19 protein-coding genes, 1 tRNA gene and 1 riboswitch are annotated in these 25,338 nt (G+C 35.6%); of the genes, 13 read left to right on the top strand and 7 right to left on the bottom strand.

Annotated elements, in window-relative coordinates; translation table 11 throughout:
• Positions 1–183: 183 nt before the first annotated feature.
• Genes QE177_RS02310 through QE177_RS02300 form a run of 3 tightly spaced genes read right to left on the bottom strand, consistent with a single transcriptional unit; the run spans position 184 to position 3,165 of the window.
• Positions 184–1,869 (bottom strand): DUF6056 family protein, encoded by a 1,686-nt coding sequence (locus tag QE177_RS02310; protein WP_280551149.1) that lies wholly within the window; start codon positions 1,867–1,869, stop codon positions 184–186.
• A 10-nt stretch (positions 1,870–1,879) separates the two neighbouring features.
• Positions 1,880–2,803 (bottom strand): glycosyltransferase family 2 protein, encoded by a 924-nt coding sequence (locus tag QE177_RS02305; protein ID WP_280551148.1) that lies wholly within the window; start codon positions 2,801–2,803, stop codon positions 1,880–1,882.
• The gene (locus QE177_RS02300) at positions 2,803–3,165 is read right to left on the bottom strand and encodes a GtrA family protein (RefSeq protein ID WP_280551147.1); all 363 of its coding nucleotides are present in this window, start codon (positions 3,163–3,165) and stop codon (positions 2,803–2,805) included. Before QE177_RS02300 ends, QE177_RS02305 begins: the two co-directional genes overlap by 1 nt.
• Positions 3,166–3,539: 374 nt before the next feature.
• Between QE177_RS02300 and QE177_RS02295 the strand changes: the two genes are divergently transcribed.
• Positions 3,540–4,163: a TIGR04211 family SH3 domain-containing protein gene (locus QE177_RS02295; protein WP_280551146.1), complete on the top strand. Its 624-nt coding sequence runs from the start codon at positions 3,540–3,542 to the stop codon at positions 4,161–4,163.
• Positions 4,164–4,173: 10 nt separating this feature from the next.
• Positions 4,174–5,412 (top strand): multifunctional CCA addition/repair protein, encoded by a 1,239-nt coding sequence (locus QE177_RS02290; RefSeq protein ID WP_280551145.1) that lies wholly within the window; start codon positions 4,174–4,176, stop codon positions 5,410–5,412.
• A 6-nt stretch (positions 5,413–5,418) separates the two neighbouring features.
• Here QE177_RS02290 and folB read toward each other — a convergent pair whose 3' ends face one another.
• The gene (gene folB / locus QE177_RS02285; protein ID WP_280551144.1) at positions 5,419–5,775 is read right to left on the bottom strand and encodes a bifunctional dihydroneopterin aldolase/7,8-dihydroneopterin epimerase; all 357 of its coding nucleotides are present in this window, start codon (positions 5,773–5,775) and stop codon (positions 5,419–5,421) included.
• Positions 5,776–6,143: 368 nt separating this feature from the next.
• Here folB and plsY point away from each other — a divergent pair, with 368 nt between their 5' ends.
• On the top strand, positions 6,144–6,800 hold the full coding sequence (plsY, locus tag QE177_RS02280; protein WP_280551143.1) for a glycerol-3-phosphate 1-O-acyltransferase PlsY: 657 nt from the start codon (positions 6,144–6,146) through the stop codon (positions 6,798–6,800).
• A gap of 22 nt (positions 6,801–6,822) precedes the next feature.
• On the opposite strand, the gene tsaD is transcribed toward plsY, so the two are convergent.
• The gene (gene tsaD, locus QE177_RS02275) at positions 6,823–7,863 is read right to left on the bottom strand and encodes a tRNA (adenosine(37)-N6)-threonylcarbamoyltransferase complex transferase subunit TsaD (protein WP_280551142.1); all 1,041 of its coding nucleotides are present in this window, start codon (positions 7,861–7,863) and stop codon (positions 6,823–6,825) included.
• 322 nt (positions 7,864–8,185) lie between these two features.
• Here tsaD and rpsU point away from each other — a divergent pair, with 322 nt between their 5' ends.
• The 3 genes from rpsU to rpoD all read left to right on the top strand — a co-directional run bounded on the left by rpsU (position 8,186) and on the right by rpoD (position 12,287).
• The gene (gene rpsU, locus QE177_RS02270; RefSeq protein ID WP_026821546.1) at positions 8,186–8,401 is read left to right on the top strand and encodes a 30S ribosomal protein S21; all 216 of its coding nucleotides are present in this window, start codon (positions 8,186–8,188) and stop codon (positions 8,399–8,401) included.
• Between the two features lie 112 nt (positions 8,402–8,513).
• Positions 8,514–10,256 (top strand): DNA primase, encoded by a 1,743-nt coding sequence (gene dnaG / locus QE177_RS02265; RefSeq protein ID WP_280552191.1) that lies wholly within the window; start codon positions 8,514–8,516, stop codon positions 10,254–10,256.
• A 183-nt stretch (positions 10,257–10,439) separates the two neighbouring features.
• Complete coding sequence (gene rpoD, locus QE177_RS02260; protein WP_280551141.1) at positions 10,440–12,287, top strand: RNA polymerase sigma factor RpoD; 1,848 nt, start codon at positions 10,440–10,442, stop codon at positions 12,285–12,287.
• Positions 12,288–12,559: 272 nt separating this feature from the next.
• On the opposite strand, the gene QE177_RS02255 is transcribed toward rpoD, so the two are convergent.
• Complete coding sequence (locus tag QE177_RS02255) at positions 12,560–13,195, bottom strand: hypothetical protein (RefSeq protein ID WP_280551140.1); 636 nt, start codon at positions 13,193–13,195, stop codon at positions 12,560–12,562.
• Between the two features lie 89 nt (positions 13,196–13,284).
• Positions 13,285–13,360, bottom strand: a tRNA-Ile gene (locus tag QE177_RS02250).
• Between the two features lie 603 nt (positions 13,361–13,963).
• On the opposite strand from QE177_RS02250, the gene QE177_RS02245 reads away from it, so the two are divergent.
• From QE177_RS02245 to QE177_RS02215, 7 genes are all read left to right on the top strand, one after another.
• Positions 13,964–16,435 (top strand): pentapeptide repeat-containing protein, encoded by a 2,472-nt coding sequence (locus QE177_RS02245; RefSeq protein ID WP_280551139.1) that lies wholly within the window; start codon positions 13,964–13,966, stop codon positions 16,433–16,435.
• Positions 16,436–17,284: 849 nt separating this feature from the next.
• Positions 17,285–18,421 (top strand): fused PTS fructose transporter subunit IIA/HPr protein, encoded by a 1,137-nt coding sequence (gene fruB, locus QE177_RS02240; protein WP_280551138.1) that lies wholly within the window; start codon positions 17,285–17,287, stop codon positions 18,419–18,421.
• A complete protein-coding gene (gene fruK / locus QE177_RS02235; protein ID WP_280551137.1) occupies positions 18,418–19,359 on the top strand; it encodes a 1-phosphofructokinase in 942 nt (313 codons plus the stop codon). Before fruB ends, fruK begins: the two co-directional genes overlap by 4 nt.
• 11 nt (positions 19,360–19,370) lie before the next feature.
• The gene (gene fruA / locus QE177_RS02230) at positions 19,371–21,068 is read left to right on the top strand and encodes a PTS fructose transporter subunit IIBC (protein ID WP_280551136.1); all 1,698 of its coding nucleotides are present in this window, start codon (positions 19,371–19,373) and stop codon (positions 21,066–21,068) included.
• A gap of 413 nt (positions 21,069–21,481) precedes the next feature.
• Positions 21,482–22,024, top strand: a complete 543-nt coding sequence (locus QE177_RS02225) for a DedA family protein (RefSeq protein ID WP_280551135.1) — start codon at positions 21,482–21,484, stop codon at positions 22,022–22,024.
• A 266-nt stretch (positions 22,025–22,290) separates the two neighbouring features.
• A riboswitch (M-box (ykoK) riboswitch) is annotated at positions 22,291–22,460 on the top strand.
• Between the two features lie 132 nt (positions 22,461–22,592).
• The gene (locus QE177_RS02220) at positions 22,593–23,531 is read left to right on the top strand and encodes a magnesium transporter (RefSeq protein ID WP_348519923.1); all 939 of its coding nucleotides are present in this window, start codon (positions 22,593–22,595) and stop codon (positions 23,529–23,531) included.
• Positions 23,532–23,949: 418 nt separating this feature from the next.
• Positions 23,950–25,134, top strand: coding sequence for an MFS transporter (locus tag QE177_RS02215; protein WP_280551134.1), 1,185 nt, complete (start codon positions 23,950–23,952; stop codon positions 25,132–25,134).
• Positions 25,135–25,338: the final 204 nt, after the last annotated feature.

Here is a 25,338-nt window from a genome sequence, read left to right as displayed (position 1 = left end):
TGTGGCAGGCAAATGAAAAAATTTAGTATCAAAAAATTTTGATAACGTGATAAAACCTATGCTTTATCACATCAATCCATCTTACTCAATACTAGCACTAAAAACACTGCCAATTTCTTAAAAACTAACCAATTCAAACAGTTTAATCATCGACTATAGAAAACTTTGATTTGCTTGTACCTATTAAGGTAACGCTAGCTCAAACCGTTGCGAATGTTGTTTCGCTTTAGAATTATAAAAACCAAAGCTAATTAATTTGATATTGTTTAAGTTCAATCCTTTTGTATCAATATCAAAATAATATTTATCATCAATTCTACTTTCCTTATATAGTGGAATCTCTTGATTAATAAAATTATTATTTTTATCAACCAAACGGATAAAAAGGGTATCATCTCCATTTTGTGCATAAGAACTTATAGATTTATTAAATTCAAAAGTCATTCTATTTTTTTGTTCGATACTCTTATAACTATAAACAGCGATTAAATTCAAATCTCCTGTTAAATTCTTATTTATGATAGTAGGAGTGACTGTTTTTAGAATTGCATAATTGAAATATGAAGGATCCCAGGTGATTTTTTTGACGCCATAAAATAAAGGCATATAATGAGATTTATAAAGATCAAATACATCACTCTTTTTCAGAAGACGGGTAATAAAGTAGTTAGGTATGCTAATATTTTCAGTTCGTTGTTTTTTACCTTTTAAAATAATATCTTCCTGTATTTCATGCTGTATGTTTGCTTGCATCATCATGAAGGTAAATAGCAAATATGATGGGATAAAAAAAAGTGCGCAGTAGCATAACAATGCTGATTTAGCAAATATTTTTGATTTAACAGGTAATTTATATAATTCAAAAACAAGAATAGCTACAGAAGGGAGTAAAAAAAATAGCCCTGTATTTAAACCTCTTCCTCCTATACCTGGCGATTTTGTCAAAACAAGATTAGCAAAGATGCTTAAAATGATAAATAATGAAGCGTAACCTAGAGCTTTTTTATTTATTTTTACTTTATCAGCTTGCCATAGTAAAAATAAACTAACCGCGATTAATAGTAAATAAATATGTAAATAAACTGCTATAGCTTCAGGCATACGGCCAACAACATGCCATATTAATTGTTTTATTGTTGACACTTCAGTCCAATATGCATTTAATGGATTGCTTAACCTAACATAATTCCCTGGTGCGCCAAGCATAATTACCGAACCAATTATTGATGCTACTAATCCGGTAACAGTCGTTTTTCTCCGCGTTTTTTCTATAAAGAAAACAAATATAGTAAACAATACCACACTGACACTTGTATTTTCATTAGAGCAACCGGCTAAAAAACCTAAAATAAACAGGCCAATATAGTGAAATTTATTTACTACATTTTTTACATTAGCTAAATAGAGTAAATAACAGATGTATAGGCTGGCCCACATACTTGTCCATAGATAATTTGCCGAACCTACTATCCAAAAGCTTGTATGACCCAGTTGTGGATTAGCAATCCAATAAGCCATAAAGACTAACCATAGAATAATAGATGAGGGATAGTAACATTTTTTCTCACCTTTATTTGAGTTTGCAATTAATAGAGGAATTAACGAAACCGCAATACACATTAGTAAAAATACAAATGCATTAACCATTTCATATAATGTATATGGTAAATAATTTAATAAAAAAGATGATGTAAAATCTGTTACTAATCTACCACTCCAACTCATATAGTGAGCAAGCGTTTTGTCAAATGATATTCCTTTTATAAAATATGAATAATCATCTGATTGCATAGGAGTATGTAATGAAGGGATCAAAATAATGACATAAATAATAAATGCATTTAAAAAAAAATATTTTTTATTTTTCATACTATTAACTCTATTTAAATTTAGAACGTCTTAAAATAAATTTGGGTCTTTGTTTAACTTCAATATAAATACGTCCTATATATTCACCTAACACACCAATACCAATTAGTTGAACTCCACCTAAAAATAGAATCGATACGAGTAACGATGGATAGCCAGGAACCGGATTATTAAAAAATATTTTATCGATCATCATATATATACCATAACAAAAAGCGATACTAGCTATAAAAAAACCAGCATATGTCCAAATTCGTAATGGTGCGGTAGAGAAGCTGGTAATACCTTCCAAAGCAAGGTTCCATAACTGCCAACCATTAAATTTTGTACTGCCAGCTGAACGGTTTGTACGATTATATTCTACAATTGCGGTTTTACCACCCACCCAAGAAAAGATACCCTTCATGAAAAGATTTCGTTCAGGTAATAGTTTGATACTTTCCACTATCTCTCGAGACATTAATCGAAAATCACCAACGTTTTGCTCAATTTTGGGTTTACTAATAACGTTATGTAATTTATAAAACCACTCTGCTGATTTACGTTTTAAAATATAATCACTACTACGATCAACCCTTTTAGCTAATACAACATCGAAACCTTCTTGCCATTTTTCAATTAATTTAGGCACAACTTCTATGGGATCTTGCAAATCAACATCGATCGGAATAATAGCATCACCTGTAGCATGCTCTAAGCCAGCAAATAAAGCGGCTTCCTTACCAAAATTTCGAGTAAAACTTAATGGAATAATGAGATTATCAGTCACTGCCAGAGCGTTGATAATATTCTCGGTTGTATCTTTACTGCCGTCATTAATGAAAATAATTTCAATATGATACTTTTTAAGATCTTTATTTTCCCTAACGGTTTTATAGAAAATAGGAATCGCTTTTTCTTCATTAAAAACCGGAACAATCAATGATATTTTCATTATTCGATGCCTTTAAAAACAAATAATTTTGAGTACAGAAATCCAACGACAAGACTAATTATTGAAAATACGATAAGTGTTACAAGAGGATGTGCATTAAATTTATCTGCCATATAGCCAATATAATAGCTTAACATCCCCATAAATATAACAAATGTAAAATATCTAACGACTGTAGCCTTTTTCCTAAAAGTAAATTTTGCATTAGCAAAAAATGAAAATGTTACAGCAATGATAAATGAAACGAGATTAGCTGAGGCCTGTGAAATGCTTACTATATAGACAAGTGATACGAATACTCCCCAATGCAACAACGTGTTTACAAGTCCAACAATAAAATAGCGGCTAAATTGACATATCATTGACTTTTCAATCCTACAGAAGAAATATGCTCTCAATATTATTTAATTTAATCCAAATTGTCGGATACTGTGTCTTCCCAAGGATAAAAAATTCTAGTTTATCTATACTTTCCAGACTTATACTTAAATCACATTATAACTAATATTATCTGCTCGCAGTTTAAAAATTAAGATTTAATTAAGGGAAAACAACCAAAAATAGGATTTTATACCAGCATTCTTAGCTGAAAATAATAAAAAATGAAATATTATTAATAATGGCAAATCAATTAAAAGAATCATTATTTTACTTTTTTAGATTTGCATCAATACATTTAACGCATTAGTATCAGCTAATAGTACTTTTTTTCACAGTTTGAAGATAGTTGAATACAATGAGAAAATTTCTTTTATTTATCCTAGCATTGATAGGATTTAACCTCTCAATGACGACGCAAGCAGAAGAAACGCTTTATGTTTCTGATGAACTCCCCACCTTTATCCACCGAGGGCCTGGAACCGATTATCGTATTATTGGTAGCCTAAAAAGCGGTGATCAAGTTCAATTATTAAGCACTGATCAAGAAACCGGTTATGCTCAAATTCGCGATTATAAAGGACGAGTCGCCTGGTTACCAAAAAATCAACTCAGCCAAACACCCAGTGTAAAAGCACGTATTCCCATGCTCGAAAAGGAAAATCAAGAATTACGTGAAAAATTAACTAACATTGATAGTAACTGGAATAATCAAACCAGTGAAATGCAAAGCAAAGTTGCCGCCAGTGATCAAATTATTGCTAACCTAACTGCAGAAAACGAAAAACTAAAAAATGAATTAATTCGCTCAGGAAAAAAATTAGAAATTGCGCAAATTAATCTTGATGATAATCGCCGTGAACTCATTTTGCAGTGGTTTATGTATGGCGGTGGGGTTGCCGGTGCTGGTTTAATTTTTGGTTTGTTGTTACCTCATATTATTCCTCGACGTAAAAAACGCAATGATCGCTGGATGAATTGAAGAAAATAGCATGCAGATTTATCTTGTTGGTGGCGCGGTAAGAGATCAGCTATTAGGATTGCCAGTCTCAGATCGTGACTGGGTCGTGGTCGGCGCTACCCCAGATGATTTAATCAAATTAGGTTTCCAGCAAGTTGGTAAGGATTTTCCCGTTTTTCTCCATCCCAAAACACGTGAAGAATATGCCCTTGCCCGTACAGAACGCAAAACGGGTGTAGGCTATACCGGCTTTTCTTGCTATGCCGCACCTGATGTCACGATAGAAGAGGATTTGTTACGTCGAGATCTGACTATCAACGCCATCGCCCAAACTGAAGATGGCCAACTGATTGATCCTTTCCAGGGTGAACAAGACATAAAAAACCGTTTATTACGCCATGTTTCCGCAGCTTTTGCCGAAGATCCTTTACGGATACTTAGAGTGGCGCGTTTTGCTGCTCGACTGGCTAAGCAAAAATTTACTATTGCCAATGAAACACAGTCTTTGATGAAAAAAATGGTTTCTAATCATGAAATTAGTACAATTAGTGCAGAAAGAGTGTGGAGCGAAACAGAGAAAGCATTACAATCATCTGCGCCAGAAACTTATTTTCATGTCTTACGTGATTGTGGTGCACTAGCTACTCTTTTTCCTGAAATTAATCAATTATTTGGCATATCCAGCGCAGCAGAATCACATGCTGAAATGGATACCGGAATACATACCCTGTTAACCTTAAAAATGGCAGCATCATTAACTGACAATATCGAAATTCGCTTCGCTGTACTCTGCCATGACTTTGGTAAGGCATTGACCCCGCCCGAACAATGGCCTGATCATGGGGATCATGCCATCAAGGCTATTCCCTTGATTGAGGCTATGTGTAACCGGTTACGTATTCCTAATAGAATGAAAGAGTTAGCTAAATTAGTTGCCCGTTTTCATCAGCAAATCCACCAAATTAACCAGTTACCACCTGAAAGTATGATTAACCTCTTCAATCAATTAGATAGTTGGCGGAAACCAGATCGCGTCAATCAACTGATTATTGCTTGTGAAGCCGATGCCCGCGGCTGGATGGGACAAGAGCATATTACTTATCCACAAGCTAAATTTGTTATTGAAGCATTTAAAACAGTACAACAAGTATCCAGTAAAAATCTGATTGAACAGGGTATTAAAGGTATCGCGATCAGGGATGCGCTCACCCAGCAGCGTATTCAGGCATTAACTGATTGGCGGCTGCAACAAACCATTTTACCTATTTAAGTTAGCCTAAGCCGATTTTGTTCGCTCTATAATCACACCAACCTGTTTAGCCCGCGCCACCGCACCAGGTTTATAGACTTTAACGCGTACCCAACAGCTATTGAATTGATTTAAAATAATATCAGCAACCTCCTGCGCAACCCGTTCTATCAAGGCAAATTTTTGTGTCTCTATATGGTTAATTACCACTTGGCTAACCTGAGCATAATCTAAACAATATTCGACTTGATCACTTTTAGCTGCCCGCTGATTATCCCATCCCATTTCGATATCGAGTAACAGTTTTTGTTGAATAGTTTGTTCCCAATCATAAGCACCAATGGTTGTGAATACTGATAACTGCTCAATAAATATAATATCCATTTACCCTTCTCTCATGTTTTAATCTATCCCAATGGATACTATCCACAGACTTATCTTTTATCATTGGGAAAATGACTCTATGATCACACATTTTAGTAAAATTTGCGTTAATAATAGGAGAATAAAAATTATTATGCTGCTAAATATTGCCAAAAAACCAAAAGGTTGAATAAATAATTCACCACAACTTAAAAAATAAACCTAGGATAGATATTTGTTAGTTTTACTAACAACTATACTGTATATTTTATTAATGTTCTGATATTACCATGAACTTGAAAATTCGGTATGCAAATAATATTTCGATAAAATACAAGTATTATTAATACCTTAAGTTAAAAAAGGTCTTGATTATTTGGAGTAGTGATATGAGTGCAATCGCACTTGGCATGATTATCTTCGCCTACCTCTGTGGTTCAATCTCGAGCGCGGTCTTGATCTGCCGATTGATAGGTCTTCCTGATCCTCGACACCATGGTTCCGAGAATCCTGGAGCAACAAACGTATTACGAATCGGTGGTAAAGCAGCTGCTGTAGCTGTGCTCATTTGCGACATTCTAAAAGGAATGATCCCAGTATGGTTAGCCTATTATTTAAATGTCCCTCCCTTTTATCTTGGAATTATCGCCATTGCCGCTTGTTTAGGCCATATTTACCCTATTTTCTTTCATTTTAAAGGCGGAAAAGGGGTTGCTACTGCTTTTGGTTCTATTGTCGCCATTGGCTGGGGTTTATCTGGTGTTATCGCGGGTACCTGGCTGCTTACTGTTCTACTCAGCGGATATTCATCATTAGGCGCTATTGTCACTGCTCTATTAGCGCCCTTCTATGTTTGGTGGTTCAAGCCGGAATTCACCTTCCCGGTGGCAATGCTTTCATGTTTAATCCTCTTTCGTCATCATGATAACATTCAGCGTCTATGGCGGGGGCAAGAGAGCCGTATATGGCAAAAAATAAAGAAAAAAAGCGAAAAAACTGATAAAGAAATTATTCAAGCCTCTAAAAAGCAAGAAAAAAATGATTGAGCATTCTATTAATTTTTATGCTTTAAGTTGATTTATGTAGCGATGTAAATGTTAACGGTGACAAATCTGCCAATGGCCAACGCGCTTTAACAGTGATATCCAGACTGTCACTGACGCCACTTTTTAAACGGATCATGCCAGCTAGTGCTATCATTGCACCATTATCGGTACAAAATTCTGGTCGAGCATAAAAAACCTGTCCGCCAATTTTTGTTATCGATTCTGCCATTTTCGCCCGTAAGGTGCGATTTGCACTTACACCACCGGCCATAACCAACCGCTTAGCCCCCGTTTGCTCTAAAGCACGTTTACATTTGATGACTAATGTATCCACCACAGCATCCTCAAATGCCCGAGCAATATCCGCAGCGGTTTGTTGATCCATATTATTATTACGAATGGTATTGGCAGCAAACGTTTTTAAACCTGAAAAACTAAAATCTAGTCCAGGGCGATCTGTCATCGGACGAGGAAATACAAAACGACCAACCTGTCCTCGTTGGGCCATCAATGACAATGCCGGCCCGCCTGGATAATCCAAACCTAATAATTTTGCTGTTTTATCAAAAGCTTCACCCGCAGCATCATCAATTGACTCGCCTAATAGCTGATATTGACCAATTGCTATGACATTAATTAACTGGGTATGCCCACCGGAAACCAATAATGCCACAAAAGGGAATTCAGGGCGGTTTTCTTCCAGCATGGGCGCCAGTAAATGCCCCTCCATGTGATGAATCGCGATAGCCGGCACTCGCCAGGCAAACGCTAATGAACGCCCAATTGTTGCTCCCACCAATAAAGCGCCGATCAAACCTGGACCTGCGGTATAAGCAACGGCATCAATATCACTGCCGGTTAAACCCGCTTGTTGTAGTGCCACTTTAATTAAAGGAATTGTTTTACGAATATGATCGCGAGAAGCTAATTCAGGCACCACGCCGCCATAATCGGCATGCAATTTTACCTGGCTATATAATTGATTGGCTAACAAACCTATTTGATCATCATAAATCGCGATACCAGTTTCATCGCAAGATGTCTCTATACCTAAAACACGCATATATTACTCACCACCTTCGCTAATAACGCAAGTTTATCACTATTTATGTAAAAAAGGTGCAACTTCTCAGCAAATAAATAACTGTCTATCTGGATTAAATCAGTTATAATTAACATAAATAATTTGTATGGCTTATCCATTATCAGCTAAACTATGCCAACTATTTTTTCATTAAAAATAATTAATTGGCTGATTTTGTGCGTTTCGTTTTTATACAGCACTTTACAAAGCCCTACACATTGAAGTAAAATTCCGCACCATTTTGAAGAGAGCTGGCTATGATATTGCTAGCAAAAACCGATTTTTTTGAGGTGAAAGGCACATGCCGGTAATTAAAGTACGTGAAAACGAGCCATTTGACGTAGCACTGCGTCGTTTTAAGCGTTCTTGCGAAAAAGCAGGGATATTAGCTGAAGTGCGCCGTCGTGAGTTCTATGAGAAACCAACGACTGTACGTAAACGTGAAAAAGCATCAGCAGTAAAGCGGCACGCTAAAAAATTGGCTCGCGAGAACGCACGTCGTACTCGTTTGTACTAATTGTTACGGTTCAGCAACCGTAACAATTCGACAGCAGTGATTAAGTGATTACAAAAAGGCCGTGCTTCCTAATAAGAAGCACGGCTTGTTATCTTTCATCAATGAAGAGTTTATGGCTGGACGAATTCCGCGTACATTTATCAATGACTTATTGGCTAGAACCGATATCGTTGATCTTATTGATACTAAAGTGCCGCTAAAAAAGCAAGGCAAAAACCATCACGCGTGTTGTCCATTTCATAATGAAAAAACGCCTTCATTTACTGTTAATGGCGATAAACAATTTTATCACTGTTTTGGCTGTGGTGCCCATGGTAATGCCATTGATTTTCTGATGAATTATGACAAGCTTGATTTTGTCGAAACAATTGAAGAACTTGCTACCCTGCATGGGCTGGAAATTCCATATGAAACGGGTAACAGTTCAAATCAAATAGAGCGGCATCAGCGGCAAAATCTTTATCAATTAATGAATGATATTAATCAATTTTATCAACATTCATTGAATAAATTAGACTCACATAATGCAAAACAATATTTAATACAACGTGGCTTAAGTGATGAAGTAATTCATCGTTTTTCTATCGGTTTTGCACCAGCCGGCTGGGACAATCTACTCAAGCATTTTGCTAAACATGTTGAGAGCCATAAACAGCTAGATGCTGCCGGTATGTTAGTTACCAATAATAATGGTCGTACCTACGATCGCTTTCGGGAACGCATAATGTTTCCGATCCGAGATCGTAGAGGACGTGTTGTGGCGTTTGGTGGTCGTGTTTTAGATGATACATTACCAAAATATCTCAATTCACCAGAAACTGAGATTTTTCATAAAGGCCGCCAATTATATGGACTATATGAAGCAAGCCAAAATAATCCGGCACTTTCTAAACTATTAGTTGTCGAAGGTTATATGGATGTTGTTGCTCTGGCGCAATTCGGTATTAATTATGCCGTAGCATCATTAGGTACATCAACAACGGCAGAGCATATCCAGTTACTTTTCCGAACAACGGATACGGTTATTTGTTGTTATGATGGGGATAAAGCAGGTCGCGAAGCCGCATGGCGAACGCTTGACACAGCGCTTCCCTATTTGAGTGATGGCCGCCAGTTACAATTTATGTTTTTACCTGATGGTGAGGATCCTGATTCGCTAATACGCAAAGAAGGTAAAGCAAATTTTGAACAACGAATGGATAAGTCACACTCTTTGTCTACATTTTTGTTTGATACATTGGTTGCACAAGTTGATTTAGCTAGTCATGAAGGTAAAGCAAAATTCAATCGTCTTGCTATGCCTTTAATTAAAAAAGTGCCTGGTGACACTTTACAGTTATATTTAGCACAAGAATTGGGTAGTTTTATTGGTATTCCTGATACTTCGCGTATTCTTGCCATGATTGAAAAAGGATCGGCTGAAAAAATAAATTATCAGGCACCAAAAATTAAACCAACAACCATGCGAATATTGATCGCATTATTGGTCCAGAATCCAAATTTTGTGAACTTAATTCCTACTCTTGATGGCATTAAGCACTCACAGTTACCAGGATTAATGCTGTTTTTAGAGTTAGTTGAGCTTTGTCAATCTCATCCTGGCATAACTACTGGTCAATTACTGGAATGCTATCGTAATAATAAATTTGTTAAACAACTTGAAAAACTGGCAACTTGGAACGATATAGAGATAGAAGAGATAGCGGAAAAAATGTTCAAGGATGCCTTGGAGCATTTATTGATTACCGCACTTGATGAAAGGTTCGAATCTCTGATGGCAAAAGAGCGAACAGAAGGTTTAACCAGTGAAGAACGTGAAGAAGTTCGTTTAATTACTGTTGCAAAAATAAAATAGTAATCTTGAAAAGTAAAAAACATCCGGCTTAAGTGCCGCATAAAGTAGGGCAAACGCCTGTAAGTTGCCATGATTTAAAGGGCATGGCACATAAAATAATTAAGTTCCCTTTAATTTTATTGTTGGCTGACTTGTTTTCGCCGACCAACACCAACCCAAATTATGAAGTGTGGATACCGTCTTATGGAGCATAACCCGCAGTCACAGCTGAAGCTACTAGTTACCAAAGGTAAAGAGCAAGGCTACCTGACCTATGCTGAGGTCAACGACCATCTGCCGGAAGATATCGTCGATTCAGATCAGATCGAAGATATCATCCAAATGATTAATGATATGGGCATTCAAGTGATGGAAGAAGCGCCTGATGCCGACGATCTTATTCTTGCAGAAACCGCCACTGATACTGACGATGATGCTGTTGAGGCTGCTGCCCAGGTATTATCCAGTGTTGAAAGTGAAATAGGCCGCACAACCGATCCTGTGCGAATGTACATGCGTGAAATGGGTACCGTAGAACTACTGACCCGTGAAGGCGAAATTGATATCGCTAAACGCATCGAAGATGGCATTAATCAGGTTCAGTGTTCTGTCGCTGAATATCCTGAAGCTATCGCTTATCTATTAGACCAATACCAACGTGTTGAAAAAGATGAAACCCGCCTATCTGATATTATTACCGGCTTTGTTGATCCTAACGCTGAAGAAGATTTAGCACCAACAGCAACCCATATCGGTTCGGTTTTACCGGAAGAAGCCCTAAATGATGACGAAGATGAAGATAAAGACGAAGATGATGATAGTGACGACAGTGATGAAAACAATGTCGATCCAGAACTCGCTCGGCAAAAATTTTCAGAGCTTCGTGAACAATATGAACGCACGTCCCTTGAAATTCAAAAAAGTGGCCGTAACCATGCTAATTCAATCGCAGAAATTGAGCAGTTGTCTGAGATTTTCAAACAGTTTCGTTTAGTACCAAAACAGTTTGATTATTTAGTAAACAATATGCGTGATATGATGGAGCGTGTTCGCTCTCAAGAGCGCCTCATCATGAAACTCTGTATTGAACAATGCAAAATGCCGAAGAAAAACTTTATTACCTTATTCTCAGGTAATGAAACTAATGTTAATTGGTTAGCTGCGGCAAAAGCAATGAATAAACCCTGGTCTGAAAAATTAGTTGAAGTCGAAGAAGAGATACAACGCTCTTTACAAAAACTACAACAGATTGAAGAAGAGACCGGTTTAACCATTGAACAAGTAAAAGATATTAACCGCCGTATGTCTATTGGTGAAGCAAAAGCGCGTCGCGCGAAAAAGGAGATGGTTGAAGCTAACTTACGTTTAGTTATCTCTATTGCTAAAAAATATACCAATCGAGGCCTCCAATTTCTCGATCTGATTCAGGAAGGCAACATTGGTCTAATGAAAGCGGTCGATAAATTTGAATACCGTCGTGGATACAAGTTTTCAACTTATGCAACCTGGTGGATCCGACAGGCGATCACCCGTTCAATTGCTGATCAGGCGCGCACTATCCGTATTCCAGTGCACATGATTGAAACGATCAACAAACTGAACCGCATTTCTCGCCAAATGCTTCAGGAAATGGGACGTGAACCCTCACCTGAAGAATTAGCAGAACGCATGTTAATGCCTGAGGATAAAATCCGTAAAGTACTAAAAATTGCTAAAGAACCTATTTCAATGGAAACACCAATTGGCGATGATGAAGATTCACATCTTGGTGATTTCATTGAAGACACGACCTTAGAGCTACCCTTAGACTCTGCTACCTCGGAAAGTCTGCGTTCAGCCACCCACGAAGTTCTGGCTGGCTTGACCACCCGTGAAGCAAAAGTTCTGCGTATGCGCTTTGGTATTGATATGAATACGGATCACACCTTAGAGGAAGTGGGGAAACAGTTTGATGTTACCCGTGAGCGAATCCGTCAAATTGAAGCAAAAGCGTTACGTAAACTACGCCATCCAAGCCGTTCAGAAGTACTGCGTAGTTTCTTGGATGAATAAAACGATTATTTATCTTTAGAATAGTAAAAAGCACCTATCTCGATAGGTGCTTTTTTATTGATAGCGATAATTAAGCAAACAGATCATCAGTAAAAGTTTTAGCCACTGTAATTTGTGAATTTGTAGACCTTGGCTGACATATTCTATATATTTCACATGATATTAGTTGAAGTTTGAGATCACACACTTTCTTAAATACTAAGACACCTCGCTAGAATCTAGCAAAATATACTTTAGACTTATTAGCGCCAATTCACCGCTTAAGCCGATTTTTATCGTAAAAGCCCTTCAGTCAACTCTTTACCCGTGCAGTACTGATAGAGAGCCTTCAGCTCTCGTTCAATCCACACTATCTCTTCAAGGGCATATCCTGAAAAACCGTACATAATATTATCAATCCCATTTAGCTGCGATGTGTCTGCATTATCCAGCAATGAGTCATCGAAATGTTTCAGTTCAATCACGGCGGTATAAGCTAAATTCATCTTTTCATAAAAAGCAGAATCGAGTTTAGAAACATCGTATAAATGCTTTGTGAAGATTGCTAATAATGGCTCGCTTAGCACTCCTGATATCGATTTTTCGTTTTCTGTAACTGTATAACGTATTTTACCAGCCGCAGTTTTTGAGACACTGAAATCTAGAGGGCATTCATGCATAGGTCTTTTTTCATAGGGTGCAAACTTTTCGCATAGTTCCTTAATTTGTCCGCTTATATTCCAAGCTAACTGGCATTCTCGAGCAAAAATCTTCTTCAGGGCTCGCATCTCGTTCTTCCTGGCTTTTGACTTACGAAAACAATCCAGTAACTCTCTTATGATGAAAAGACAAATCGCAACAAGAGCAGATACAGGGATAAGAGTTTCGTTCGTTAAAATGCCAAGCCAATCACATGCTGTCGTTTCCACCGCTATTTTATCACCACTCCAAATTCAACATACAAAAAAGCCACTTACTAAAAAGTGGCTTAATGTGCGCTGATTTAACAGCTTAAATTTGGTGGCCCCTGCTGGATTTGAACCAGCGACCAAGCGATTATGAGTCGCCTGCTCTAACCACTGAGCCAAGGGGCCTAAGTGGGATGCATTATACTTGCTGTTTTTGCGCCGGTCTAGTCTTTATAAATCATATGCTTGTTTTATAAACAAAATCAGTCAATTTAATGGTTTTCCGTGAGTAATTTGTTAATTAATTATTTCAGTTTAAATCGAGGGATAATAACTGAACAATAATAACTTATTGATAAATTTATATTCAAAAGTTAACAGCAAGTTATGAATGAAATATAAACTAACGCATTAGAATATTAGGAAATCTACAAAAACCTACGTATGAAATTTAACTATGGATAATAGATTATTATAATTAACGTTAGATCATATCAAGAAAACAAGCATGAATAATATAAAATTTCTGCTTCTTACTTTTATAACAAATAACCATCTTAATAAAGAACATAAATTAATTTATTTAACTAAATTAATATAAATTATTATGTTGAATTTAAAGAAAACATTAGAAAAATTATATAGTATAAATTCAATATATCTGATTATATATCAATACTAATAACATATTCAGTAACAATAAATATATATTTATTGTGGTTACACCGTTAATCAAAATACGCCAATCGCGTTTATTTTAAATTCGACACTATTAGGGAAATAGAAAATATGGCATATATAAATATGGATACCAATCGTTGTTCAATGTTTGCTAATTACGCAATAAATAGCAATAGCATAGAGGGAAAAGTATCAGCGACATCACCAAAAGGATTACTTGAACATATCATAAATTTTTTTACTTTAGGCGGCGTGGAAAGAAAATTATCTAAGCAATATGATAATTTAATGCAAACAATGACCAGCGCACTGGAAAAAAAAATTGCTAATTCAAATTGCTATCATATTCCTGAAGAAATCAAATTCAATTTTAACGGTTGCACGGTAACCATTAAACCTTCGCAATATCATTCAGACAAGCTATCTGTTTGCGTTGAAGGACAGACAGGAGAACATTTTACTTCAGAAATCGATAAGCATGCATTTAAAATGACTGCTACTGTCATGTTATTAAATAACCGGATTGATCCAAATATATACATCAAGAAAGGAAGGATTCATTTATTAAATACAGATCTATCCGCCAGAATTTTAGACGGCATTAATTTAGCGGGTGCCTATTTGTTAAATGTAAATTTCGATGGAACAGACTTATCCGCAGCAAATTTGCAAAACACAGATATTATAAATACAACATTTGATCATGCAAAATTAATAGAAGCAAATTTAAACGGTGCAAAAATTGAAAAAACAACATTCAATTATGCAACATTAGATTCAGTATCGTTAGAAAGAGCCTCGATAGCTGGCGCTAATTTTGATCACGCAACACTTAATTGCGCAAAGCTGACTGACACAAAAATTATTAACTTAAAGCTATCTGACGGCGAAATTAAAACGAATACATTTAATTATGCAACATTAAATTCAGCATTGTTAGAAAGAGCTACCCTATTTGGCGCTAATTTTGATCATGCAACGCTTACTAATGCTAATCTAACCGATGCAACAATTCAAAACACAACATTTAATAATGCAAAATTAGATTCAGCATTGTTAGTAAGAGCCACCATAGCTGGTGCTAATTTGGATCATGCAACACTTGTTAAGGCAAATTTAACTGAAGCTAAATTAGCTAAATTAAAAATGTCCAACGAAGAAATTAAAGTGACGACATTAAATTTTGCACGTTTAGATTCCGCATTGTTAAATAAGGCGACGCTATCCTCCACTCAGATGCAAGGAGCAACACTTATTAAAGCCGATTTACGTCAAGCGGAGATTTTCAAATCTGAATGCGACAATGTTAATTTCAGTAACGCTTTATTTAGCAATACAAACATAAAAGGAACTTTTTTTCAAAAATCGATATTTACTGGAGCCGATTTAAGTCACACAAAAATAATCACCTCTGATTTATCTGATGCAAAATTGCAAAATACAAAATTAAACAATGCTAATTTCTCCGGTTGCTATTTTATATTATCAGATATGACGAATGCCGATCTAAGCGGAGCAGAATTATTTTCAACAAATATGCAAGGTGCAAAATTAACAAATGCAAACCTATACCAGGCAAATTTGAAATATGCTAATTTAAAAAATGCAAATCTAAGTAAAACCATTCTAATTGAAGCAAAGCTTAATAATGCCGATCTAGTAGGCGCAGTTCTGGAAAAAGCAAACCTATCCGAAGCAGTACTGGACAATGCCAATTTAAGTTTTACTAATTTATACCAAGCTACCTTAAAAAATGCTCAATTAAAAAATACATGTTTAACTGGAGCTATCTTACAAGAAACAAATATCACTGACGCTAATTTAACAGAAGCAGATTTTACAGCAGGCATGTATTTACAAGGAATAGTTGTTCCTAAAGAAAAATTAACTGCAGCAAAGCTAGCAGCGGCTATTTCATTACAAAAAATAAATATTAACGAACTCAAGATCACTGAAGAGAACATCACAGCTAACTTATCACAAAAAACAGATGCCATTGAAGGATATTTAGCCGCAGCTATCTTATTACACAAAAAAGATACCCTTGATTTAAAAAACATAACGCTTACTAATGCCAATCTCATAAAAGCAAAATCAGCAGCCACTACTTTATTACAAAAAACAAATCCTAGCGATATAAATTCAGCAGTAAGTTTATTACAACAAACAAATATTACTAAAACCGATTTAGCAAAAGCGATCTCATTACAAAAAACAAATCTCATAGATGCAATTTTAATAAATACCAGCTTACAAAAGGCAGATATTACTGATGCGGATTTAACCAACACTAACTGTCAAAAAGCCAAATTCATTAATGCAACTTTAATAAACGTTAGCTTAAAAAATGCCGATCTTACTGATGCAAATTTAACCAATGCTAACTGCCAAAAAGCTAAGTTCAGTAAAGCAAATTTAACAAGAACAGATTTTACTGAGGCGAACCTACAGGATGTAAAGTTCTCTAAACATCATACAAAAAAAGAATTTCTGCAAGAAATTAATGTAGCAGTAGAAAAGCTTGAAGCAAAAACAAACAAATTAAAAAACAAAATCAATAAAGTGTTCCATTTAAACTAGGTAAATCATATGGTTATAAAACTTAATATATTGGCAATTATTAAATAAAATTTTGCTAGCTTATTGATTGTTACTGACGGTTTGTATGCAAACAGCAAAACCCATTATTCCGCTAGTGACATTGTTTAAAAACAAAAAGCCCACACAAGCTGGGCTAAATAATCAACAGAGAGGATTTTACTAATCATAGATAGACATTGCTGTTGTTAATTATTTATTTAACTAAAAATAAATATTTCTCATTATCCTTTATTTAAATGTTAAAAACATTAAGCATTAACATTTAATTAAAACATTCATCTATAGACCCCAAATAACACATTAGATTTTACATATTTTTAATAAATAATTAAAATTAATGTAAATTATTTTACTATTTTACCTTTACAAAAATTAATTAAATGACTAAGCAACTTGATATCACATAGAAAAATATTGCTCTATTTCTAGTAAACCAAAATAAACATCAATAAATATCAATAAATATTTAACTTTAATTAACAAAAATTAATACTATTCATCAAGATTGAGACATTAACCGTTAAAATTTAATTTTTTTTATTTTAATCTACTATTAAGATCACATTTTTATATCAATTAACTTACTTTCATTTTTTTATTTTGCCAACCTAGGCTTATATTTTTTCATTAAATAAATTAAAAAGCATTTTATTCGTGAACAAACTCATAAAAATACAAATTACTATTAGATAAATATATCTGTTTTTATCTAAAGTTACATGCAAATTGAAACGATTCAGCTTGCGTAAAATAAAACCTAAATTAGCTTTGTTTTTTTATTGTATAAAAACTGCAATCTTTCACTCATTTATGTGAATAGGAGAAAACATGTTTGATGTGTCTAAAAAAGATATTCATTTAGCACAATTTGCCGACCATAAACAGCATGCCATCGCACAAGTTGCTCAAGCATTAATCAATGCTGGGTACGTTACGTCAGATTACCTTACCGGTATGCAAAAAAGGGAAAATCAAGCTTCAACTTATTTAGGCAATGGCATTGCCATTCCTCATGGCACGGTAGAAACGCGCCATAATGTATTACAGACAGGCGTTCAAATATTTCAGTTTCCACAAGGTGTAGATTGGGATAATGGCCAAAAAGCTTATATTGTCATCGGCATTGCCGCTAAATCGGAGGAACATTTAAGCTTATTACGACAACTGACACATATTCTAAGCGATGAGAATATTGCCAAGGAAATGGCAACCACCAAATCAATAGATTCAATATATAATATATTGCTAGCTAAAGAGTCGCTTGATGACTTCATTTTCAAAGCTTCTATGATTACGTTAGATGTAGATACTAACCATATTATGACACTCCAGGCACTAAATATTAATCACTTACAGGATGCAAATGCCATTAATAATGATTTCATCGTTGATGTGATCACAAATCCACCGCTCTATTTAGGTCAAGGAATCTGGCTTAGTGATAGTAAGAAAGGTAACCTAAAAACAGCCATGGCAATTGCGCGTCCTAAACAGCCTTTATCTTATCAAGATCATCAACTTTGCCTACTTATCACACTATCATGCAAAGATAATCGGGCTAATAACACCTTAAATCACTTAGCTAATTTATTAATCGATAAAAAAACAGCAAAATTGCTACAAGCACCCGATGCCGTAGGGATGTTTACTTTACTAACGACTAACACAAACGAAGAAAAAGGGACGTTATCAGCAGAGTTTACTTTAAATAATAAACATGGTTTACATGCACGCCCAAGTTCACAATTAGTTAATACAATAAAAAAATTTAACAGCAAAGTCACTATTACTAATTTGGATGGCAACGGAATTCCTGCCAATGGCCATAATATAATGAGTGTCATTGGATTAGTTGCTCGTCAAAATGATCGTATCCAATTTAAGATCAGTGGCCCTGACGCCCAAGCAACCTTACATGCCATTGAGCAAGTGATTAACGCTAATATGGATGAAAAAATTGCATGAAAGGTAAAGTTGCAACCATTACATTAAATCCGGCATATGATTTAGTCGGCATGTTAGACAGTATTGAAAAAGGTGCTGTCAACTTAGTTAAAACCCATGGATTGTATCCGGCAGGTAAAGGCATAAATGTTGCTAATACATTAAAAAATCTAAATGTTAATGTCACTGTCGGTGGTTTTTTAGGTAAAGAAAATCTAAACGGTTTTCTTCACGACTTCAAAGAGCGCGGGATCACAAATCATTTTCATGCCATCGAAGGTAGAACTCGCATTAACGTCAAATTGACTGAAAAAAATAGTGTGGTTAGTGATTTTAATTTTTCCGGCTTTGAAGTAAATAAACAGGATTGGCAGCATTTTGCCAAAGATTCCCTTAGCTGGTTAAGTCAATTTGATATGATATGTGTTAGTGGTAGCTTACCCAAAGGTATCGATTTAGATGACTTTACTGACTGGATGAAACGGCTACGTAATCAATGTATGTGCGTCATATTTGATAGTAGCCGAGAAGCATTGATTGCCGGTTTAAAAGCCAATCCTTGGTTGGTGAAACCAAATCGACATGAATTAGAAAGTTGGATTGGCCACCCTTTACCTACCTATCAAGAAATCGCCAAAGCGGCCCAGCAATTACTTTCTCAAGGCATTACTCACGTTGTCATTTCCTTAGGCGAAGAAGGTGCCATGTGGGTCAACGCATCCGGTGCTTGGTTAGCAACTCCACCAAAATGTCAGGTTGTAAGTACTGTTGGTGCCGGAGATGCCATGGTCGGAGGTTTAATTTATGGTTTAATGATGCGGCAAACCAGTGAACATACCTTGCGCTTAGCAACAGCTATTAGTGCCATAACAGTCAGCCAAGGTAATGTTAGGAGCATGGATCGGCAACAACTGACAAAAATGATGAACCAAGTTGCTCTGATCCCATTTCAAATATAAGGAATTTCTTGATGAAAACAATTGCTATTATCCACTCACCCCAAATGCCAGCAAGAACCTATCTTGCTAAGCAAATACTATGTCAGCAGATACAACAACAATCTTTAAAATTAACGGGTAATACTGCGGATGCTGAATTGATTATTGCTATTGGTGAAAATATAGCTGATGAACAACAATTAATCGGTAAAAAAGTTTTCTTTACCAACGAAACACAGATAATACTTGCGCCAGAAAAGACTCTCTCTATGGCCGAAAATAAAGCGATCATTGCGGACAAAGCAAATCTTATTAAATCAGCAACCGCAAAAAATCAGCGTGTTTTAGCCGTGACCGCTTGTCCTACGGGTGTGGCACATACTTTTATGGCAGCAGAAGCATTAGAAATTGAAGCTAAAAAGCGAGGCTGGCAAATTAAGGTAGAAACGCGTGGTTCGGTTGGAACAGGCAATGAAATTACCTTAGAAGAGATTAATGACGCCGATTTTATTATTGCTGCCACTGATATTGAAGTTGATTTAGCGAAATTTGCTGGTAAACGTATTTATCACACCTCAACAAGTGCCGCCTTAAAAAGAACCGCGCAAGAAATGGATAATGCATTAGCTAAAGCTGAATATTATCAACCTAACAAAATAAAAAATAGCTCAGACAACTTAACCGAGAAAACAACAACACAAAACCTCTATCGTCATCTACTTACTGGTGTTTCTTACATGTTACCGATGGTAGTAGCCGGCGGCCTTTGTATCGCCCTCTCTTTTATGTTTGGTTTAGATGCAGCCGAGCAACCAGGTACATTAGCTGCGGCATTAATGCAAATTGGTAAACACTCTGCTTTGGCGCTTATGGTACCCATTTTATCTGGTTATATAGCTTACTCAATTGCTGACAGAACGGGTTTAACACCTGGATTAGTTGGTGGCATGCTAGCAGTTAGCACCAATGCCGGTTTTCTTGGTGGTATAATTGCTGGTTTTATGGCTGGCTATGTCGCCAAATTGCTCAATCAACACTTTCCTTTACCAAAAAGTATGGCGTCCCTAAAACCCATCTTAATCGTGCCATTATTCGCCACGTTAATTACTGGCTTAATTATGATCTATATTATCGGTAATCCCGTCTCCTGGATAATGAGCGCCCTTACAGAATGGCTAACCAACATAGGCACAACCAATGCCGTCATATTAGGTATTATTTTAGGTGCAATGATGTGTACAGATATGGGAGGGCCGGTTAATAAAGCCTCTTATGCATTTGGTGTCGCTTTATTAAGCGCCCAAACTTATGGACCTATGGCAGCCATTATGGCAGCGGGCATGGTACCCCCTTTAGCCATGGGACTTGCGACATTGTTTGCTCGTCACAAGTTTTCAACTAATGAACGTGAAGGCGGCAAAGCAGCGTTCATATTAGGTCTATGTTTTATTTCTGAAGGCGCCATTCCCTTTGCCGCCCGTGACCCAATGCGGGTATTACCCATCTGTATGCTTGGCGGAGCAATTACCGGCGCATTATCAATGTATTTTCATGTCACACTAATGGCACCTCATGGTGGGCTATTTGTTATGTTGATCCCTGGGGCGGTACAACCAATTATTGCTTATCTATTAGCGATTATGTGTGGGACTTTAATTAGTGCAATATTATATGCCTATTTAAAAAGATCCGAAGTAGAAACTCCATTAAATAAAAAAATACTTAACTAATTATTTTGTCATTAACAAAAAATGTGTTGTTAATGACAAAAATAATCATTAATAGATTTACAAGTCTAAACAGCGGGTATGGCAAAATCGATCTGATGCACTAAGATTCAATGCTAATTAAAATTCAAACTAGCTTAAAATAACCGTTCTGTTTGCTAGCTAAATAAAGATATTATTTATTTAATATATATTGTTAACTAAAGCGATTGACCATTTAGCCAACCATTGACTAACATATGCATATCTTGAGCAAAAATTTTATTTACTCATAAATCACTGAATTTAAACTTAGCAAAGTTAATCCTATTATACCAACAATTAAATAACTTTAATTTACGCTAATATAGATAGATTATATTATTATAATATTTTTTATTTTGTCAGAAATAACTCACTAAAGAGAAAATAACACAATGAAAACAGAAGAATTTATGACATATCTAAATGCATTTTGGTCAGAGATTAATTTACATCCAATATGGTTATTTACCATATTATTTAGCATTGCAATGAGCAAATCTACGATTGTTTTATCTTCTTTTCTACCACCTGCATCCGTTATGTTATTAACCGGTATTACTGCTAGTCTGCCAAAACTAAATATTAGTTTAGTTTGGTTGGCTATTACTTTAGGTGCAACCATTGGTTCAATAATTTCCTACTATTTGGGTAATCAAATAACCCGCAGAAAATTATTTAGCCGTTTTTTTAGTCGTTATCAATCAACTATTGATAATGCCCATAACAAATTACAAAACCAAGGGATAACCGTGTTATTTACATCTCGTTTTATTGCGGTATTAAGATACATGATTCCATTAGTAGCCGGCATGTTATTAATGAATCGAACTAAGGTATATAGTGTCTGCTTATTATCAGCAGCTATTTGGGCAGCCGTATTTATTTTAATTGTTAAAGGCGCATTTACAATTATCGCACCAGAAACATTTATGTAATATAAATGGCGTTATTTAAGATAGTAAAAACAAAAAGTTAAAAACCTTTATAATATTTCGATTAAAACCATCTAATTTTTATCCATTCATATTTCAAACAAGCATCTCTTTTACTTTATAATAAAATAAAGACAACATTTTCTTATTTTTGACTGTTAAAATTTGACTTTCTTAAATCTTAACTAAACAACTTAAAGAAAGAATTGTAATCAAGATAAGTAAATTTATAATCGCAGGCGTTCAACACTGTTGACGTGAAATACAATAAACGATCTCGTTATGGCGAGGCTACCTAACAAACAAAAGTTACTGCCGTACTTGCATGGAGACAGGCTTGTATTGGTAAAACAGGTATGATCGAATCAAGGTCTTACAAAAGTAACTTTCCGCTTGGAATACGTTGTTAGAAGCTAAAACCTAAACGTTGGGATCTATTTCCCACGTTAGTTCGCCCCGGTGAGAGATTTTAACACCTATAGGGGACTTTTATATGGCTTTACCTATCCAACAAAATACATTTAAACCTCGCTATCATGTTGACCAGGCAAACCCAACTGCCGCTTCATATATGACACAGAATTATATGACTTTACCAGAACATATTTCTGTTGCTGAAGCAAAAAAAGTTTTTCTGGAAAAACTTGAAGAAAATAGTATCACCAATCAAATTTTCATTACGACTAATGAAATATTAATCGGTATTTTATCAGTGAAATCGCTATTAAAGCATCCTACTGATAGTGATAGCATCAACCAACTGATGAAACCCAACTTTTTCTTTGTTGCCCCGGATGCTAAACGCACTGAATTAGCAAAATCATTGCATGACTGTGGTTTCGATCTGGTGCCAGTATTAGATAAAGGCGTATTAGTTGGCGCCCTTAGCGAACGAGAAATTGATCGCATATTGGAAGATGATGCAACCGAAGATGCTCAACTACAAGGTGGTAGTTTACCGTTAGATAAACCTTATCTTCAAACGAGTCCTTTTGCCCTGTGGAAAAAACGTAGTGTATGGTTACTTTTACTATTTATTGCAGAAGCATATACCAGCACGGTCATCAAATCATTTGAAGAGCAGTTAGAGGCAGTAATTGCTTTAGCCTTCTTTATTCCACTGTTAGTGGGAACAGGCGGTAACAGTGGTACTCAGATTACGTCAACGATTGTGCGTTCAATGGCGATCGGAGAGCTTTCCATCAACCATTTATGGCAGATCTTACGTAAAGAAATGTCGACTGCGGTATTAATCGCCATCACTTTAGGAGCAGCAGGGATCCTGCGTGCCAGCTTTATGAATATTGGTTGGGATATTTGTATCGTTGTCAGTCTGTCACTGATCTGTATTACTCTATGGTCAGCCATTGTCTCTTCGGTCATTCCTCTACTACTTAAAAGATGTGGTATTGATCCGGCGGTAGTTTCAGCACCATTTATCACCACACTGGTTGATGGTACTGGCCTGATTATTTATTTCGAAATTGCCAAAGTTATCCTCAATATATAATAAACAACAGGCTCGGTCAGTTACCGAGCCTTTATCATTAAAATCTAAATATTTACTGATTAAAATTAGCGTAACAATAACATCCAGTTAACCCCTAACTTATTCTAAATTGTAATAGTTTTCTAAGATATCACTGCCGTATGATCATTTAATTATATCAAGGTAAATTGCCATCTATTTTTTCATCAATATTCTATTAATAAACAACTCGCCTACTGTAACGAATTTGCATTTTAATTTACTCAATTTGTATGATTTTAATTAAATAGGATTAAAAAACAGCGCAAATCGGATAAAACTAAATTAAAGCTCAACAAAAAATAGAAAAGTTTGCTAGTTAGCAGCAACTCCGTTTGAATATCGATCCTGAAATTTTCCTGCATGCTTGAAATAAAATTTTCTATTAAGGGAAATATTTATGAAAAAAATTAACAGACAAAATTTGGCTTTCTTTACTTTTGGCTTAGCATTGCTCACTATGATGGGTATTTTAGGGGTTGATACTTATTTGCCCTCTATTCCTGATATCGCAAAAGAATTTAATAAAAGTCTCTCATCAACCCAGCTTTCAATCATGGTCTATACCTTGGCAATTGGCTTAGGACAATTAATCTTTGGTCCACTTTCCGATGCCATTGGTCGCCGCAGAATTATGTTAACCGGTGCGACTATCTATGCAGCAACAACATTCATGTTAACACAGACAGAAAGTCTACCTGCTTTTCTTGTTATTCGTGTTATCCAAGGATTGAGTATCTCAATCACCTTAGTCACCTCCGTCAGCGCAGTACGTGATGTTTCGCGAGGAACTGTTGCCGCTCTACTATATAGCATCATCATTACGATTGAAGGCTTTGTCCCGATTGCTTCACCATTAATTGGCGGTTTTATCAATGATTTATGGGGATGGCGCAGTATATTCGGCTTAATTTTTATCTACGCCTTAATTACCATTGTCTATGTCTTTTTTGCTTTTCCAGAAACGTTAACAGTAAAAAAACGGACAATTTTTTCTTGGCGCAAAACCAGTAATATATATCAATATATTGCCTGCCAACCCAAATTCTATTTACCTTGTTTATCGCTCGGTTTATCTTTTTCATTAATTTATTGTTATGTAACCGCGGCGCCATTTATTTTTATGATCAAATTTGGTGCTAGCGCCTCAATATTCGGTATCTACTCGGCTATTATCGGGCTTTTTTTACTGGCAGGCGCATTTTTATCCAGCAAATTGCTACGGAAATTTAGTGCCACAAAAATTTTATCTATTTGGCTAAGATCGCTGCAAATATTAATAATTTTATTTATTCCTATATTTATCTACCAAAATAATACCATCACTTTCTTTGCATTCTTTGCCATCATTATGTTTACTGGTGGGTTATTCGAATCTCTATATACCTATCTAACAATGAGTAGCCAAAAAAATAGCCTGGGAGCAACATCAGCGTTAATGGGTTCAGCTTCCTTAGTTATTCCCTCTATCATCGGAGGGATAGGTAGTTTCTTTATTGAAATGAATTTATATCTATGGATGGTTTATATTTTAATTTTAGTTACTAGCATGGCATTAATGCTAACTAAATATCAAAAATTATAAATTTGTTGATCAGTTGGGATAAACTCAACTGATCAATTCTGCATTAAAACAATCAATGACAATATAAAAAATAACTGGATCATATTTTACCAATAACACACTTACACTAGCTGGGCCGATTAACTCATCTAAAAAAGACAACATAAAAGCAATAACCATCCTTAGCAAACATTCACCTTGCTCTCTTCATCACTTCGTCTGTTA

Origin of the sequence: Arsenophonus sp. aPb (assembly GCF_029873475.1) — a bacterium.
In the GTDB taxonomy this organism is placed as follows: domain Bacteria; phylum Pseudomonadota; class Gammaproteobacteria; order Enterobacterales; family Enterobacteriaceae; genus Arsenophonus.
This window is presented reverse-complemented; position numbering and strand designations above follow the sequence as displayed.